The sequence below is a fragment of the Streptomyces sp. NBC_01352 genome (assembly GCF_036237295.1).
Lineage (GTDB): Bacteria > Actinomycetota > Actinomycetes > Streptomycetales > Streptomycetaceae > Streptomyces > Streptomyces plumbiresistens.
The window spans coordinates 3438006-3452583 of record NZ_CP108354.1; the positions used below are offsets into that span (position 1 = coordinate 3438006).

Here is a 14578-nt window from a genome sequence, read left to right on the forward strand (position 1 = left end):
CGGTGGAAATCGGTTAGCGGCGGCGCAGCGGCAGGGGGGCGCCCATCACGGCGTACGGCTTCGGGGCGCTGGGGAACAGGACCTGGCGGGCGAGGTCCTGGTAGCCGAGGGAGTGGTAGAGGCCACGGGCCGGGCTGTCCTGGTCGATCGCGGAGAGGATCGAGCGGGGTTCGGCGGCGGTGTCGGTGATCGTGGTGATCAGCGCGCGGCCGATGCCACGGTTCTGGTGGTGCGGGTGGACGTGCAGCTCGGTGATCACGAAGGAGTCGTCGAGCCAGTCGTCGCAGTGCCTGGCGCGGAGGTACGGCTCGACGACCGTGGACCACCAGTGGGTGCGGTCGTTGGGCATGCCGTACACGAAGCCGACGAGGCGGCCTTTGGTGGTGGCGCCGAAGGCCCGCGCGCCCGGGTAGGTCATGTGGCGCAGGACGATCTGGCGGCGTACGGCGACCTCGTCGGGGCCGAGTCCGAAGGCGAGGGCTTGGACGGCCAGGGCCTCGTCTACGTGGGTGGAGAGGTTCAAGGGGCCGATGACGAGGTCCATGCGGGGAGCCTACAGGGGGGTTTCGGCGGAGGTCGGTCCGGTCAGAACAGGACGCTCATGAACTCGCCGACCTCCTGGAAGCCCACCCTGCGGTACGTCCGCCTCGCCGCCGTGTTGAAGTCGTTCACGTACAGGCTGACCACCGGGGCCACGTCCGCGAGGGCGTAGCGCAGGACCGCCGCCATGCCCGGAGCCGCCAGGCCCCTCCCCCGGTACTCGGGGGCCACCCACACGCCCTGGATCTGGCAGGCGCGGTCCGTCGCGGCGCCGATCTCGGCCTTGAAGACGACCTTGCCGTCGGCGTCGAGGCGGGCGAAGGAGCGGCCGGAGCCGACGAGTTCGGCGACTCGGGCCTGGTACAGCAGCCCGCCGTCCCCCGCCATCGGCGAGACGCCGACCTCCTCGGTGAACATCGCCACGCACGCCGGCATGATCGTGTCCATCTCGTCCTTGCGGATGCGACGGACGTAGGGGTCCGGGGCGATCGTGGTGGACGCGCGGTCGGTGACCATGAGCGGCTGGTGCGGGCGGACCTCGCGGGCCGGGCCCCAGTTCGGTTCCAGCAACCGCCAGAGCAGGGAGGTCGCTTCGGCCGGGCCGACGACGGAGGAGCAGCGGCGGCCGGCCCTGCGGGCGCGGTCGGCGAAGGCGCGTACGGCCCGGGGGGTCGCGCAGATCGGGACCAGGTTGGCACCGGCGTAGCACAGGGACGTCAGCATGCCGTCCTCGTACCAGCCCCACATCTCGCCGCCGAGCCGCCACGGGTCGAGTCCGGCGATCTGCACCCGGGACGTCACGAAGGCGTTCGCGACCGGCTCACGGTTCAGGACGGCGAGCGCGGCGTCCAGGTCGCTCGGTTCGAGGACCCGGGAGGTCGTCTGGGTCAACACGGGCGGGGCCTCACACTGGGATCTGCTGATCTCCGCACTGTACCTGCGGAAGCTGAGCAGCGTCGCCCTGTGTTCGGTGCCGCTTGTTTGCCGGTGACCGTCGGCTGCCGTCCCGTCCCTGGGGGCTGCCGCCCCCAGACCCCCGCTGTCGGCCCTGAAGGGGCCTCGTCCTCAAACGCCGGACGGGCTGAAGGGTCAGCCCGCGACCGAGATCGACGGCTCGCCCGACGCCACCCCGTCCGCCTCCATCTGTTCGGCCAGCTTCAAGGCCTCCTCGATGAGGGTCTCGACGATCTTGGACTCGGGGACGGTCTTGATGACCTCTCCCTTGACGAAGATCTGGCCCTTGCCGTTGCCGGAGGCGACGCCGAGGTCGGCCTCGCGGGCCTCGCCCGGGCCGTTGACGACGCAGCCCATGACGGCGACGCGGAGCGGGACCTCCATGCCGGTCAGGCCGGCGGTGACTTCCTCGGCCAGCTTGTAGACGTCGACCTGGGCGCGGCCGCAGGACGGGCAGGAGACGATCTCCAGGCCGCGCTGCCTGAGGTTGAGCGACTCCAGGATCTGGTTGCCGACCTTGACCTCCTCGACCGGCGGGGCCGACAGGGAGACGCGGATCGTGTCGCCGATGCCCTGGCTGAGCAGCGCGCCGAAGGCGACCGCCGACTTGATCGTGCCCTGGAAGGCGGGGCCGGCCTCCGTCACACCGAGGTGGAGGGGGTAGTCGCACTGGGCGGCGAGCTGGCGGTACGCCTCGACCATCACGACCGGGTCGTTGTGCTTGACGGAGATCTTGATGTCCCGGAAGTCGTGCTCCTCGAAGAGGGACGCCTCCCACAGGGCGGATTCGGCCAGCGCCTCGGGGGTCGCCTTGCCGTACTTCTGGAGCAGGCGCCGGTCCAGCGAGCCCGCGTTCACGCCGATGCGGATCGGGGTGCCGTGGTCCTTCGCCGCCCTGGCGATCTCCTTGACCTTGTCGTCGAACTGCTTGATGTTGCCGGGGTTCACGCGGACCGCGGCGCAGCCTGCCTCGATGGCCGCGAAGACGTACTTGGGCTGGAAGTGGATGTCGGCGATGACCGGGATCTGCGACTTGCGGGCGATGGTCGCGAGGGCGTCGGCGTCGTCCTGGGTCGGGCAGGCCACGCGGACGATCTGGCAGCCGGAGGCGGTGAGCTCGGCGATCTGCTGGAGCGTGGCGCCGATGTCGGAGGTGCGGGTCGTGGTCATCGACTGCACGGACACCGGGGCGTCACCGCCGACCGCGACGGTTCCGACCTGGATCTGCCGGCTCTTCCGGCGCTCGGCGAGCCTGGTCGGAACGGACGGCATGCCGAGAGAAATCGCAGTCATCTGCTGTGCAACCCCAAGTCGTGGATCAAGGTCCCGGTCCCGTCAGCGGCGGGCTCCAGGCTTCGAGATTACGGCACGTGCCTGGGCGCGAGCACATCACTGCCCGTAAACCCACTCGATGGGAGGCGGCCCGGCATCCACCATGCCGGGCCGCCGCGAACTCCTGGTGGCTAGGAGATTCTCACCGGGTTAACCACGTCCGCGATCAGGACCAGGATCGTGAAGCAGATGAAGATCCCGGCGACCACATAGGCGACCGGCATCAGCTTCGCCACGTCGAACGGGCCCGGGTCCGGCCGGCGCAGCACCTTCGCCGCGTTGCGGCGCAGGGCCTCCCACAGGGCGCCCGCGATGTGGCCGCCGTCGAGGGGCAGCAGCGGGAGCATGTTGAAGAGGAACAGGGAGAGGTTGAAGCCGGCGACCAGCATCAGGGCCATGGCCAGTTGCTGGGTCGCGGGGATGTCCAGGGTGAAGATCTCGCCGCCGACGCGGGCCGCGCCGACCACGCCCATCGGGGAGTCCGGCTCGCGCACGCCGTCGCCGAAGGCCGCGTCCCACAGGGCGGGGATCTTGCTCGGGATGGCGGCGAGGGAGTCGACGGCGTCGGCGACGCGGTCGCCCATCCAGGTCACGGAGTCGCCGAAGTCCTGTTTGACGATGCCGGTGGCGGCGCTGAAGCCGAGGAAGCCGGCGGTGACGTACTCGCCCTGGACGTACTGGCCGCTGGAGTCCTTCTTGGCGACCTGGTTGGAGGCGATCTTCGCGTGCAGGGTCACTTCCTCACCCTTGCGGTCGACGACGATCGCCACCTCCTTGTCGGGGTTGGCGCGGATGAGGTCGGAGAGCTTGTTCCAGTCGTCGGTCTTCACACCGGCGAAGGAGACGATCTCGTCGCCCGCCTTGAGGCCGGCGGCCGCGGCCGGGGAGGCCGGGTCGGACTTCCTGCAGTCGTCGCGGTTCTGGCTCTGGGCGATGACGCACTGGGAGACCGAGCTGACCGTGTTGGTCTGCTGGGAGATGCCGAAGCCCATGAGGACGGTGAGGAACAGGGCCACCGCGAGGATCAGGTTCATGAACGGGCCCGCGAACATCACGATGACCCGTTTCCAGGGCTTGCGGGTGTAGAAGAGGCGGGTCTCGTCACCCGGGCGCAGTTCCTCGAAGGCCGCCGAGCGGGCGTCCTCGATCATGCCGCGCCAGGGCGAGGTGGAGCGGGCCTCCAGGCGGCCGTCCGGGCCGGGCGGGAACATGCCGATCATGCGGATGTAGCCGCCGAACGGGATGGCCTTGATGCCGTACTCGGTGTCGCCCTTCCTGCGGGAGAAGATGGTCGGGCCGAAGCCGACCATGTACTGCGGCACACGGATGCCGAAGAGCTTGGCGGTGGACAGGTGCCCCAGCTCGTGCCAGGCGATCGACACCAGCAGGCCCACGGCGAAGACCACTATGCCGAGGATGAACATCAGGGTCGTCATGCACGGGCCTCCGCCGTCTGTGCCGCCAGTTGCCGGGCCCGGGTCCGTGCCCAGGTCTCCGCTTCGAGGACGTCCGGGACGGTGAGCGAGGTTCCCGCGCGCGGGATTCCGTGCTCGTCCACCACCCGGGTCACGGTCTCCATGATCCCGTCGAACGGCAGCGCGCCGGCCCGGAAGGCCTCGACGCACTCCTCGTTGGCGGCATTGAACACCGCCGGGGCCGTGCCCGCGAGCTCGCCCACGTGTCGCGCCAGGTTCACCGACGGGAACGCGTCGTTGTCGAGCGGGAAGAACTCCCAGGTCGACGCCTTGCTCCAGTCGAAGGCGGGCGCCGCGTCCGGGACGCGTTCAGGCCAGCCGAGGCCGATGGCGATCGGCCCGCGCATGTCGGGGGGCGTCGCCTGGGCGATCGTGGATCCGTCCGTGAACTCAACCATCGAGTGGACATACGACTGCGGGTGCACGACCACCTCAATCCGATCGAAGGGAATGTCGTAGAGGAGGTGTGCCTCGATGACCTCCAGGCCCTTGTTGACGAGGGTCGCGGAGTTGATCGTGATCACCGGGCCCATGGCCCAGGTGGGGTGCGCGAGGGCGTCCTCGACGGTGACGTCCGCCAGCTCGGCCTTCGTACGGCCGCGGAAGGGGCCCCCGGAGGCGGTGACGACGAGCTTGCGCACGTCCGCTCTCGTGCCGGACGCCAGTGCCTGGAACAGTGCCGCGTGCTCGGAGTCCACCGGGATGATCTGCCCGGGCTTGGCAAGGGCCTTGACCAGCGGGCCGCCCACGATGAGCGACTCCTTGTTGGCGAGCGCGAGGGTGCGGCCCGCCTCCAGGGCGGCGAGGGTCGGGGCGAGGCCGATGGAGCCGGTGATGCCGTTCAGGACGGTGTGGCAGTCGGAGGCGGCGACCTGAGTGGCCGCGTCGGGTCCGGCGAGGATCTCGGGCAGCGGCTCGCCGGTGCCGTACCGGTCGCTCAGGGCCTCGCGCAGGGCCGGTACGACGTCCTCGCGGGCGACCGCGACGGTCCGTACCCGCAGCTGGTGTGCCTGCTCGGCGAGGAGGGCGATCCGGCCGCCGTTGGCCGAGAGGCCGGTGACCCGGAACCGGTCGGGGTTGCGCAGCACGAGGTCGATGGCCTGGGTGCCGATGGAGCCGGTGGAGCCGAGGATCACCACATCCTTCGGCCCGTCGCCCGCCACGGGGTCGTAGACCAGGTGGGGGTCGGCGAGAGGGGCTGGACTGTCGCTCATCCCTCCATTGTTGCCGTAAGGACGGTGTGTGAGGACAGCGCGTCCCTCTCGTCCCCCGCACGGGGGGGCCGAGAGGGACACCCGGTCATGTCCGGTCACGGGCCGCCTACCGGATCGGGCGGTGCACGTTCTCCTTCTTGCTCGGCCCCGGCGTCGCGTCCGCGATCCACGGTCCCTCGCCCGACGGGTCGACGATGCCCTGCTCCAGCCACTCGTACGTGCCGGAGAGCACGCCCTTGACGACCGTGCGGTCGAGGTCGTCGGTGTTGCTCCACAGGCGGCCGAAGAGTTCCTCGACGCGGATGCGGGACTGGCGGCAGAAGACGTCGGCCAGTTGGTAGGCCTCGCGGCCGTGGTCCTCGGTGGAGCGCAGGAGCTCCGCGCGTACGCAGGCCGCGCTCATCGCGAACAGTTCGGCGCCGATGTCGACGATCCGGCCCAGGAAGCCCTGCTTGGTCTCCATCCGGCCCTGCCAGCGGGACATGGCGTAGAAGGTGGAGCGGGCGAGTTTGCGGGCGGTGCGTTCGACATAGCGCAGGTGCGGGGAGAGGTCGACCTCGTGCTTGAACTCGCTGTAGGAGTTCGGGAGTTGGCCCGCCCCCGTGACCAGCTTGGGCAGCCACTTGGCGTAGAAGGCACCGGCCTGGGCGCCCGCCTTCGCCTTGTCCGACAGGGACTTCTCCGGGTCGATCAGGTCGCCCGCGACCGACAGGTGGGCGTCGACGGCCTCACGGGCGATCAGCAGGTGCATGATCTCGGTGGAGCCCTCGAAGATCCGGTTGATGCGCAGGTCGCGCAGGATCTGTTCGGCGGGGACCGCGCGTTCGCCGCGGGCCGCCAGCGACTCGGCCGTCTCGAAGCCGCGGCCGCCCCTGATCTGGACCAGTTCGTCGGCCATCAGGCAGGCCATCTCGGAGCCGTAGAGCTTGGCGAGGGCCGCCTCGATGCGGATGTCGTTGCGGTCCTCGTCCGCCATCTGGGACGCCAGGTCGAGTACGGCCTCCAGGGCGAAGGTGGTCGCCGCGATGAAGCTGATCTTCGAGCCGACCGCCTCGTGGAAGGCGACCGGCTTGCCCCACTGTTCGCGGGCCGCCGACCACTCGCGGGCGATCTTCAGACACCACTTTCCGGCGCCGACGCACATGGCGGGCAGCGAGAGGCGCCCGGTGTTCAGGGTGGTGAGGGCGATCTTGAGGCCGGCGCCCTCCGGGCCGATACGGTTGGCGGCGGGGACGCGGACCTGGTGGAAGCGGGTGACGCCGTTCTCCAGTCCGCGCAGGCCCATGAAGGCGTTGCGGTTCTCGACCGTGATGCCCTCGGAGGCGGCCTCGACGACGAAGGCGGTGATGCCGCCCTTGTGGCCCTCGGACCTGGGCACGCGGGCCATGACGACGAGCAGGTCGGCGACCACGCCGTTGGTGGTCCACAGCTTGACCCCGTCGAGGACGTAGTCGTCGCCGTCGGGGACGGCGGACGTGGCCAGGCGCGCGGGGTCGGAGCCGACGTCCGGTTCCGTCAGCAGGAACGCAGAGATGTCGGTGCGGGCCAGGCGCGGCAGGAAGGTGTCCTTCTGCTCCTGGGTGCCGAACATCTTCAGCGGCTGCGGTACGCCGATCGACTGATGAGCGGACAGCAGGGCGCCGATCGCCGGGTTGGCCGAGCCGACCAGGGCAAGGGCCTTGTTGTAGTAGACCTGCGTGAGGCCGAGGCCGCCGTACTTGGTGTCGATCTTCATGCCGAGGGCGCCGAGCTCCTTGAGCCCGTTGATCGTCTCGTCGGGGATCCGCGCGTCGCGCTCGATCCGCGCCGAGTCGATCTTCGTCTCGCAGAAGTCCCGCAGCTTGGCGAGAAACTCCTCGCCGCGCTGGGCGGCCTCGTCGGGCGGCATCGGGTGGGGGTGGATGAGGTCGAGCCGGAAGCGGCCGAGGAACAGTTCCTTGGCGAAGCTGGGCTTGCGCCAGTCCTGTTCCCGGGCGGCCTCCGCCACCTGGCGTGCTTCACGCTCGGTGACGGTGGGTTGGGTGGGTGCTGCGGACATTGAGGCTCACCTCGCCGCGAATCGGGATCTTGGGTCCGTTACGTTACTGACCGGTGCTACTGGATCGTATGTACCCGATAGCGGGCGACCCGACCACCCCTCGCGCTCGGTCCACCCGTTGGCCATCCGTACTTTCCCCGTTATTTTCCGTCACATATCGTGGCGGTTGCGTGAAGACCCTCCGGCAACTCCTTCACCAGATTCTTGTGAATTCCTCGGAAACGCCAGTCAACCAACACAGATGTGCCCTAAGTTCTTCGATCACTTGGGCACATCCGTTCGGTGGGGAAACAAGTGACGGATGTGCTCGTGACGGCGACGTGTGGCTGGGGGGCAGCGCATGCGGGATGTCGGCATGTCGGAGTCGGCCGGGGAACCGGGAACCGTCCAGGGGGTTGTGGAGGAGGACGGTCCGGCGAGACCGCGACCTGACCGGTCGCGGCCGAAGGGCTTAGAGCGGCCGAAGGGCTTACAGCGGCCGAAGAGGCAGCCCGGCGACGGCAAGGCGCGCTGGTACCGACCACTCACGGTCGTCACCGACACCTGTGGGATCGGTGTTCCGCTGGCCGCGGCGCTGGAGGCGGACGCGCAGGAGATGCCCGTCGTCGGCGGACTGGTGGGCGCGGGGGTGTGGGCGGCCGTCCGGGCGATGCGGGGCCGGTACGCGGAGCAGCGGTTAGGTGAGTCGTGGGGCGTGCTGGCGGCCGTGCGGGACTGGGTGCTGTTCGCCGGGCTCCTGGCGCTGGCACTGGTCCTGTCCGACCTGGAGAACGGGCCCCGGCCGACGCCGGCACTGGTCGCTCTGGTCCCGGGGCTGCTCCTGACGGCTACGGTCGCGCCGCTCACTCGGCTGCATCTCAACCGCCAGCGGCGCGAGGCGCGGGCGGTGCGCCGGGCGCTGGTGGTGGGGGAGCCGGCCTCCGTGGATCAGGTGGTGGGGCGGCTCGCATCCCGTACGGACCATCCGTACGTGGTGGTGGGGGCGGTGCCGGTCGGGTTCCAGGCCCTGGGGTGCGGGATGCCGGTGATGGACCGGCTGACTCCGCTGACCTCGGACCACAGCCAGGACGCCGACGTCGTCCTGCGGGCCGTGGAGGCCTCCGGGGCGGAGGTGGCCCTGGTGGTGCCGGGGCTGCGGATGACCGGCGAGCGGCTGCGGCACGTGTCCTGGGCGCTGCACGGGGCGGGACTGCAGCTGGCCGTGGTCCCGGGCCTGGCGGAGGTCGCCGAGGCGCGGGTGCGGCCAAGCTCGGCGGCGGGGCTGACGGTGCTTCAGGTGGCGCCGCCCGCCCAGGAGTTCGGGCAGCCGTGGCTGAAGTCGCTGCTGGACCGGACGGGGGCGCTGCTCGGGCTCCTGGCGCTGGCGCCGCTGCTCGGTGGGCTCGCGCTCGCCGTGCGCTGCTCGTCGCCCGGCCCGGTCTTCCATCGGCAGACGCGGTGCGGGCAGGGCGGGCGGCCGTTCACCATGTGGAAGTTCCGCACCATGGTCGCCGACGCGGAGGCCCGCCGGGCCGAGCTCGCCCCGGACGCGGCCGGCCGGCACAACGGGCGGATGTTCAAGATGCGCCGGGATCCTCGCGTCACCCGCCTCGGGGCGGTGCTGCGCCGGCTGTCCCTGGACGAGTTGCCGCAGCTCTTCAACGTACTTCTTGGTGACATGTCCCTGATTGGGCCGCGTCCGCCGCTGCCCGACGAGGTCGCCCGCTACAGCCGCACCGAGCACCGGCGCCTCGCGGTCAAGCCCGGCATGACCGGGTTGTGGCAGGTCAGCGGGCGTTCCGACCTGTCCTGGGACGAGACGGTGGCGCTGGACCTCTGGTACGTGGACAACTGGTCGGTCGCCGCGGACGTACTGATCATGACCCGCACCCTGCGCGCCGTCGTCGACGGCCGCGGGGCGTATTAGCTCCGCAGGGGGAGCCGGATGAGGTCGTTGTCTGACTGCGGGCCCGTTGGGGCTGGTCGCGCCCGCGCGGCGGAGCCGCATATCGATACTGCCCGCGCCCCTTTGGGGCGCGGTGGAACCGTGGGATGTTCAGTGCTGGGCGAGCCACCACTTGTACGTCGATGCGATGCCGTCCCGGAGGTCCACGGACGGCTTGAAGCCGAGGGCGGTCAGGCGGGAGACGTCCAGGAGTTTGCGCGGGGTGCCGTCGGGCTTGGTCGTGTCCCAGACGATCTCGCCCTGATAGCCCGTCACCTCGCGGACCAGCTCGGCGAGTTCGCGGATCGGGAGGTCCTCGCCGCATCCGATGTTGACGGGGCCCTCGTCGTCGTAGCGCTGCAGGAGCAGGGCGCAGGCCGCGGCCACGTCGTCGACGTGCAGGAACTCCCGGCGCGGGGTGCCGGTGCCCCACAGCACGACCTCGGGGGCGCCGCTCTCGCGGGCCTCGTGGAAGCGGCGGATCAGCGCGGGCAGTACGTGCGAGGTGGCCAGGTCGAAGTTGTCGCCGGGGCCGTAGAGGTTGGTCGGCATGGCGCTGATGTACGCGGCGCCGTACTGGCGGCGGTACGACTGGACCTGGGAGATGCCGGCGATCTTGGCGATGGCGTAGGCCTCGTTGGTCGGCTCCAGCGGGCCGGTGAGCAGGGAGTCCTCGCGGATCGGCTGCTCGGCGAGCTTCGGGTAGATGCAGGACGAGCCCAGGAACAGCAGCCGGGGCACCTCGGCGGTGTGCGCGCCGGCGATGACGCTCAGCTGTATCCGGAGGTTGTCCTCCAGGAACTGCACCGGGTAGGTGCTGTTGGCCATGATGCCGCCCACCTTGGCGGCGGCCAGCACGACGGCGTCCGGGCGGACGTCGCGCAGAAAGGATTCGGTCCGCGCGGCGTCGCGCAGATCGAGCTGGTCCCTGCCGCGGGTGAGCACCTCGTGCCCGTCGGCCTCGAGCCGGCGGGCCACCGCGGACCCGACCAGACCGCGGTGGCCCGCGACGAACACCCGGGCCGGGTGCGGAAGCAGGGAGGGCCTGGGCGTGAGCTCGGGCTCGGACGTGGGCTGGGGCTGGGGCGGAGCGTCAGCTGTCATGGGCGGATTGTGTCAGCGACCGGCCCGCCGGGGGGATGTTCCGCTTAATTCTGATCAATTCATGTGAAAACGCGGCCTTTTCGGCCGCACAGAGGGGGGTACGGATGGGCAAGTCGGCACTCATCACCGGGGTCACCGGTCAGGACGGCTCGTATCTGGCGGAGCTGCTGCTGAGCAAGGGGTACACCGTGCACGGCCTGATCCGCCGGTCGTCGAGCTTCAACACCGAGCGGATCGACCACATCTACCAGGGCCCGGACCAGCCGGAGCGGTCCTTCGTCCTGCACCACGCGGACCTCTCGGACGGGGTGGCGCTGGTGAACCTGCTGCGGGACCTCAGGCCCGACGAGGTGTACAACCTCGGCGCGCAGTCCCATGTCCGGGTCTCCTTCGACGCGCCGCTGTACACGGGCGACGTGACCGGTCTGAGTGCGATCAGGCTCCTGGAGGCGGTGCGGGCGAGCGGTATCCATACGCGGCTGTACCAGGCGTCCTCCTCCGAGATGTACGGCTCGACCCCGCCCCCGCAGAACGAGGGGACGCCGTTCCACCCGCGCAGCCCGTACGGCTGCGCCAAGGTCTTCGGCTACTGGGCGACCGTCAACTACCGCGAGGCGTACGACATGTTCGCGGTGAACGGCATCCTCTTCAACCACGAGTCGCCGCGCCGCGGAGAGACCTTCGTGACCCGCAAGATCACCCGGGCGGTGGCCCGGATCAAGGCCGGTCTGCAGGACCGTCTCCACCTCGGCAACCTCGACGCGGTGCGCGACTGGGGGTACGCGCCGGAGTACGTCGAGGCGATGTGGCGGATGCTCCAGCGGGATGTGCCGGACGACTACGTGGTGGCCACCGGCGAGGCCGCGAGCGTACGGCAGTTCCTGGAGGTGGCCTTCTCCCATGTGGGCCTGGAGTGGGGGGAGTTCGTACGCTACGACCCCAAGTACGAGCGGCCCAGCGAGGTCGACGCGCTGATCGGGGACGCCTCCAAGGCCGAGGAGCTGCTGGGCTGGAAGCCCTCGGTGCGGGTGCACGAGCTGGCCCGGATCATGGTCGACGCCGATATGGCCCGGCTGGAGCAGGAGCTGGCCGGGACCGCGGTCCGGGTAGACAGATGAAACGCGCGAGACGGGCACTGACAGCCGTACTCGCCCTGACAGCAGGGCTGTTGGGCGGCACGGCGGCCACCGCGCCCCCGGCCGCCGCGGTCACCGCTCCGGTCGCGTTCACCGCGGAGGATCTGGACACCTGGCAGACCAACGGGATCGTGTGGGCGCTCGCGGAGAGCGGCGGCACGGTCTTCGCGGGCGGCACCTTCTCCACGATCCGGCCGCCGGGGGTCGCCTCCGGCGGCACCGGCACCCGGTCGGCGGTCAACTTCGCGGCGTTCGACGCGGCGACCGGGGCGCCGACGAGCTGTTCGCTGTCCTTCACCCGGACCACCGGAACGGCGACCGTGCGGGCGCTCGCGGTCTCGCCGGACGGTGAAACCCTTTACGCGGGCGGCTACTTCACCGCGGTGAGCGGGGTCGCGGTGAACGGGCTCGCGGCCGTCGACATCGACACCTGCGCGGCCCGCGCCGCGTTCAACCCGGCCTTCAACGCGACCGTGCGCGCCCTGGACGTGGCGCCCGACGGCACCGTCTACGCGGGCGGCGACTTCACCACCGTACGGAGCACCGCACGGCAGCGCTTCGCCGCGCTCACCCCGGCCGGGGCGCTCACCCCGTGGACCGCGGACGCGGACCTGTCCGGGCGGGCGGTCGAGGTCACCGAGGACGGCGAACAGGTCGTGCTCGCAGGGGACTTCACCGCCGTCGAGGGCACGAACTCGCACGCCCTGGCCGTGGTGGACAGCGGCACCGGCGCGCTGGAGCACGCGTATCCGACCGGCTTCATCCCGGCCAGCGCCGTCGTCAAGGACCTGGTGACCGACGGCACCGGTGTGTACGCGGCAGGCGAGGGCATGGGCGGCGCCTCCTTCGACGGGCGCATCGCCCTGAACACCGGCGACTGGGGGCAACGCTGGCGGGACACCTGCCAGGGCGCCAACCAGGCACTCGCGGTGTACCAGGAGGTGCTGTACAGCGGGCACCACACCCACGACTGCTCCTCCATGGGCTGGTTCCCGAACGTCGAGCGCAAGCACTTCCTCGCGCAGGGCGTGAACGATCCGACACTGCTTGCCTGGGCGCCGGACACCAACGAGGGCACGGGCGAGCAGCTCGGCCCGCGGGCGCTCACTCTGGCCGACAGCGGCGGTTCCGCGTTCCTCTGGGCGGCGGGCGAGTTCACGACCGTCAACGGCTCGGCCCAGCAGAGCCTGACCCGGTTCGGCACCGGCCCGGACACCGGGGCGCCCAGTACACCGGCCGCGTGGGTCTCCAGCGAGACGCCGGGCAGTGTGAACGTGCGCTGGCAGGCGAGCCAGGACCTGGACGACGGCAATCTCACCTACGCGGTCTACCGCAACGGGGCGAGCACGCCGATCCACACCACGACCGTGTACTCGCGGCCGTGGGAGCGCCCGCAGCTGTCGTGGACGGACACCTCGGTGACCGCCGGGGCCACGTACTCGTACCGGATCACGGCGAGCGACGGCAGGAACACCAGCGCGCTGTCTACGGCGCGCAGCGCCACGGCGGCGGGTTCGGCGGACGTCTACGCGGCGCGGGTGCGCTCGGACGGCGCGAGCTTGTACTGGCGTTACGACGAGTCCTCCGGCACCTTCGCCGCCGACAGCGGCGGGGCCGACGACGGCGGCGCCTACGTGAGCACCCCGTCGTACCGGCAGACCCCGGCCGCGGTTCCCGGATCCAGTACGGCGCTCGGGCTCAACGGCACCTCGGAGTACGTGTACAGCGAGAAGCGGCACGCCAGGCCGGACACGTACACGGTGGAGACCTGGTTCCGGACGACGACCACCAGCGGTGGCCGGATCATCGGCTTCGGCGACAACTTCGGTACCGGACAGGGGTACTTCAGCCGGAACTCCGACCGGCTCGTCTACATGACGAACGCCGGTCAGCTCGGCTTCGGCACGGGCAGCGTGCGGGCCGGGAACCAGGCGACCCTGCTGTCCACGCGGTCGTACAACGACGGCGCCTGGCACCACGTGGCCGCCACCCAGGGCGCGAACGGCATGGCGCTGTACGTGGACGGGGCGCAGGTCGGCTCCAACACGGTGACCACCGCGCTGAACACCACGGGCTTCTGGCGGGTCGGCGGGGACACCCTCACGGGGTGGCCGTCCAACCCGACGAGCGCGTTCTTCGCGGGCACGGTCGACGAGACGGCCGTGTATCCGAGCGCGCTCGGCGCCGCGCAGGTCGCCGCGCACCACGCCCTCGGCACGGGGTCCGGCGGCGAGGAGTCGTCGGTGACGGTCCCCGCCTCGGAGGACTCGTACGTCAACGCCTCGGCGACCGGCACCAACTACGGCACGTCGACCTCGCTCGCGGTGCGCGGCACCAGCGCGTACCTCAGCTATCTGCGCTTCCCGCTGCCGGCCGCACCCAGCGGCACGGAGCTGACGAGCGCGGTGCTCAGGCTGCGGACCACCTCGCTCAGCACGGCCGGGTCCGCGGACTCGTTCGACGTGGTGCCGGTGACCGGGGACTGGACCGAGACGGGGGTCACGTACGCCAACCGTCCCGCCCTGTCCCCGACCGTCCTGGGCACGCTGGCGGCGCCCGACGCGGTGTCGACCGACTACGAAGTGGCCCTGGACACAGGCGGGCTGGACAGCCTGCTGGGGTCGACGACGTCGGTGGCGCTGACCAGTGCCGGTACCGACGCGCTGTGGCTGTGGTCCGGCGAGTACGGCACCACGGAATACCGGCCCGAGCTCGTGCTCACCTTCAGCCCGTCCTGAGCCGGCTACCCGATCAGCCGGGCGGTCCGGCCACCCCTCCCCCGGGCCGCCCGGCCCCTTTCGCACCCCCCACGCTCCTAGCACCGCTCGTAGCACAGGGAGAAGTACATGCACGACAGATCC

At 70.7% G+C, this 14578-nt stretch carries 10 protein-coding genes; 3 read left to right on the forward strand and 7 right to left on the reverse strand.

Annotation, left to right across the window (positions count from 1 at the left end; all coding sequences use genetic code 11):
- Nucleotides 1-13 precede the first annotated feature (13 nt).
- The 6 genes from OG252_RS15980 to OG252_RS16005 form a co-directional block, all read right to left on the reverse strand.
- Nucleotides 14-544 carry a GNAT family N-acetyltransferase gene (locus OG252_RS15980; RefSeq protein ID WP_266433124.1) on the reverse strand — a complete coding sequence of 177 codons (531 nt, stop codon included), beginning with the start codon at nt 542-544 and terminating at the stop codon, nt 14-16.
- Between the two features lie 41 nt (nt 545-585).
- The gene (locus tag OG252_RS15985; RefSeq protein WP_266433126.1) at nt 586-1434 is read right to left on the reverse strand and encodes a GNAT family N-acetyltransferase; all 849 of its coding nucleotides are present in this window, start codon (nt 1432-1434) and stop codon (nt 586-588) included.
- Between the two features lie 195 nt (nt 1435-1629).
- Entirely contained in the window at nt 1630-2787 is a 1158-nt protein-coding gene (ispG, locus tag OG252_RS15990; RefSeq protein ID WP_329336802.1) for a flavodoxin-dependent (E)-4-hydroxy-3-methylbut-2-enyl-diphosphate synthase, read from the reverse strand.
- Between the two features lie 170 nt (nt 2788-2957).
- Nucleotides 2958-4250, reverse strand: a complete 1293-nt coding sequence (locus OG252_RS15995; protein WP_329345147.1) for a M50 family metallopeptidase — start codon at nt 4248-4250, stop codon at nt 2958-2960.
- An 8-nt stretch (nt 4251-4258) separates the two neighbouring features.
- On the reverse strand, nt 4259-5515 hold the full coding sequence (gene dxr, locus OG252_RS16000) for a 1-deoxy-D-xylulose-5-phosphate reductoisomerase (protein ID WP_329336805.1): 1257 nt from the start codon (nt 5513-5515) through the stop codon (nt 4259-4261).
- Nucleotides 5516-5621: 106 nt separating this feature from the next.
- Nucleotides 5622-7553 carry an acyl-CoA dehydrogenase family protein gene (locus tag OG252_RS16005; RefSeq protein WP_329336807.1) on the reverse strand — a complete coding sequence of 644 codons (1932 nt, stop codon included), beginning with the start codon at nt 7551-7553 and terminating at the stop codon, nt 5622-5624.
- A 595-nt stretch (nt 7554-8148) separates the two neighbouring features.
- Here OG252_RS16005 and OG252_RS16010 point away from each other — a divergent pair.
- Nucleotides 8149-9459, forward strand: coding sequence for an exopolysaccharide biosynthesis polyprenyl glycosylphosphotransferase (locus OG252_RS16010; protein ID WP_329336809.1), 1311 nt, complete (start codon nt 8149-8151; stop codon nt 9457-9459).
- A gap of 129 nt (nt 9460-9588) precedes the next feature.
- Here OG252_RS16010 and OG252_RS16015 read toward each other — a convergent pair whose 3' ends face one another.
- Entirely contained in the window at nt 9589-10581 is a 993-nt protein-coding gene (locus OG252_RS16015; protein ID WP_266433137.1) for a GDP-L-fucose synthase family protein, read from the reverse strand.
- Nucleotides 10582-10685: 104 nt separating this feature from the next.
- Between OG252_RS16015 and gmd the strand changes: the two genes are divergently transcribed.
- Complete coding sequence (gene gmd / locus OG252_RS16020; protein ID WP_266433139.1) at nt 10686-11699, forward strand: GDP-mannose 4,6-dehydratase; 1014 nt, start codon at nt 10686-10688, stop codon at nt 11697-11699.
- Nucleotides 11696-14455, forward strand: a complete 2760-nt coding sequence (locus tag OG252_RS16025) for a LamG-like jellyroll fold domain-containing protein (RefSeq protein WP_329336813.1) — start codon at nt 11696-11698, stop codon at nt 14453-14455. Before gmd ends, OG252_RS16025 begins: the two co-directional genes overlap by 4 nt.
- Nucleotides 14456-14578: the final 123 nt, after the last annotated feature.

Coding starts and splice junctions, on each gene's coding strand:
- OG252_RS16025 (WP_329336813.1), top strand. CDS start 11,696: ATGAAACGCGCGAGACGGGCACTGACAGCCGTACTCGCCCTGACAGCA.
- ispG (WP_329336802.1), bottom strand. CDS start 2,787: ATGACTGCGATTTCTCTCGGCATGCCGTCCGTTCCGACCAGGCTCGCC.
- OG252_RS15995 (WP_329345147.1), bottom strand. CDS start 4,250: ATGTTCATCCTCGGCATAGTGGTCTTCGCCGTGGGCCTGCTGGTGTCG.
- OG252_RS16005 (WP_329336807.1), bottom strand. CDS start 7,553: ATGTCCGCAGCACCCACCCAACCCACCGTCACCGAGCGTGAAGCACGC.
- OG252_RS16010 (WP_329336809.1), top strand. CDS start 8,149: ATGCCCGTCGTCGGCGGACTGGTGGGCGCGGGGGTGTGGGCGGCCGTC.
- OG252_RS16015 (WP_266433137.1), bottom strand. CDS start 10,581: ATGACAGCTGACGCTCCGCCCCAGCCCCAGCCCACGTCCGAGCCCGAG.
- gmd (WP_266433139.1), top strand. CDS start 10,686: ATGGGCAAGTCGGCACTCATCACCGGGGTCACCGGTCAGGACGGCTCG.
- OG252_RS15980 (WP_266433124.1), bottom strand. CDS start 544: ATGGACCTCGTCATCGGCCCCTTGAACCTCTCCACCCACGTAGACGAG.
- dxr (WP_329336805.1), bottom strand. CDS start 5,515: ATGAGCGACAGTCCAGCCCCTCTCGCCGACCCCCACCTGGTCTACGAC.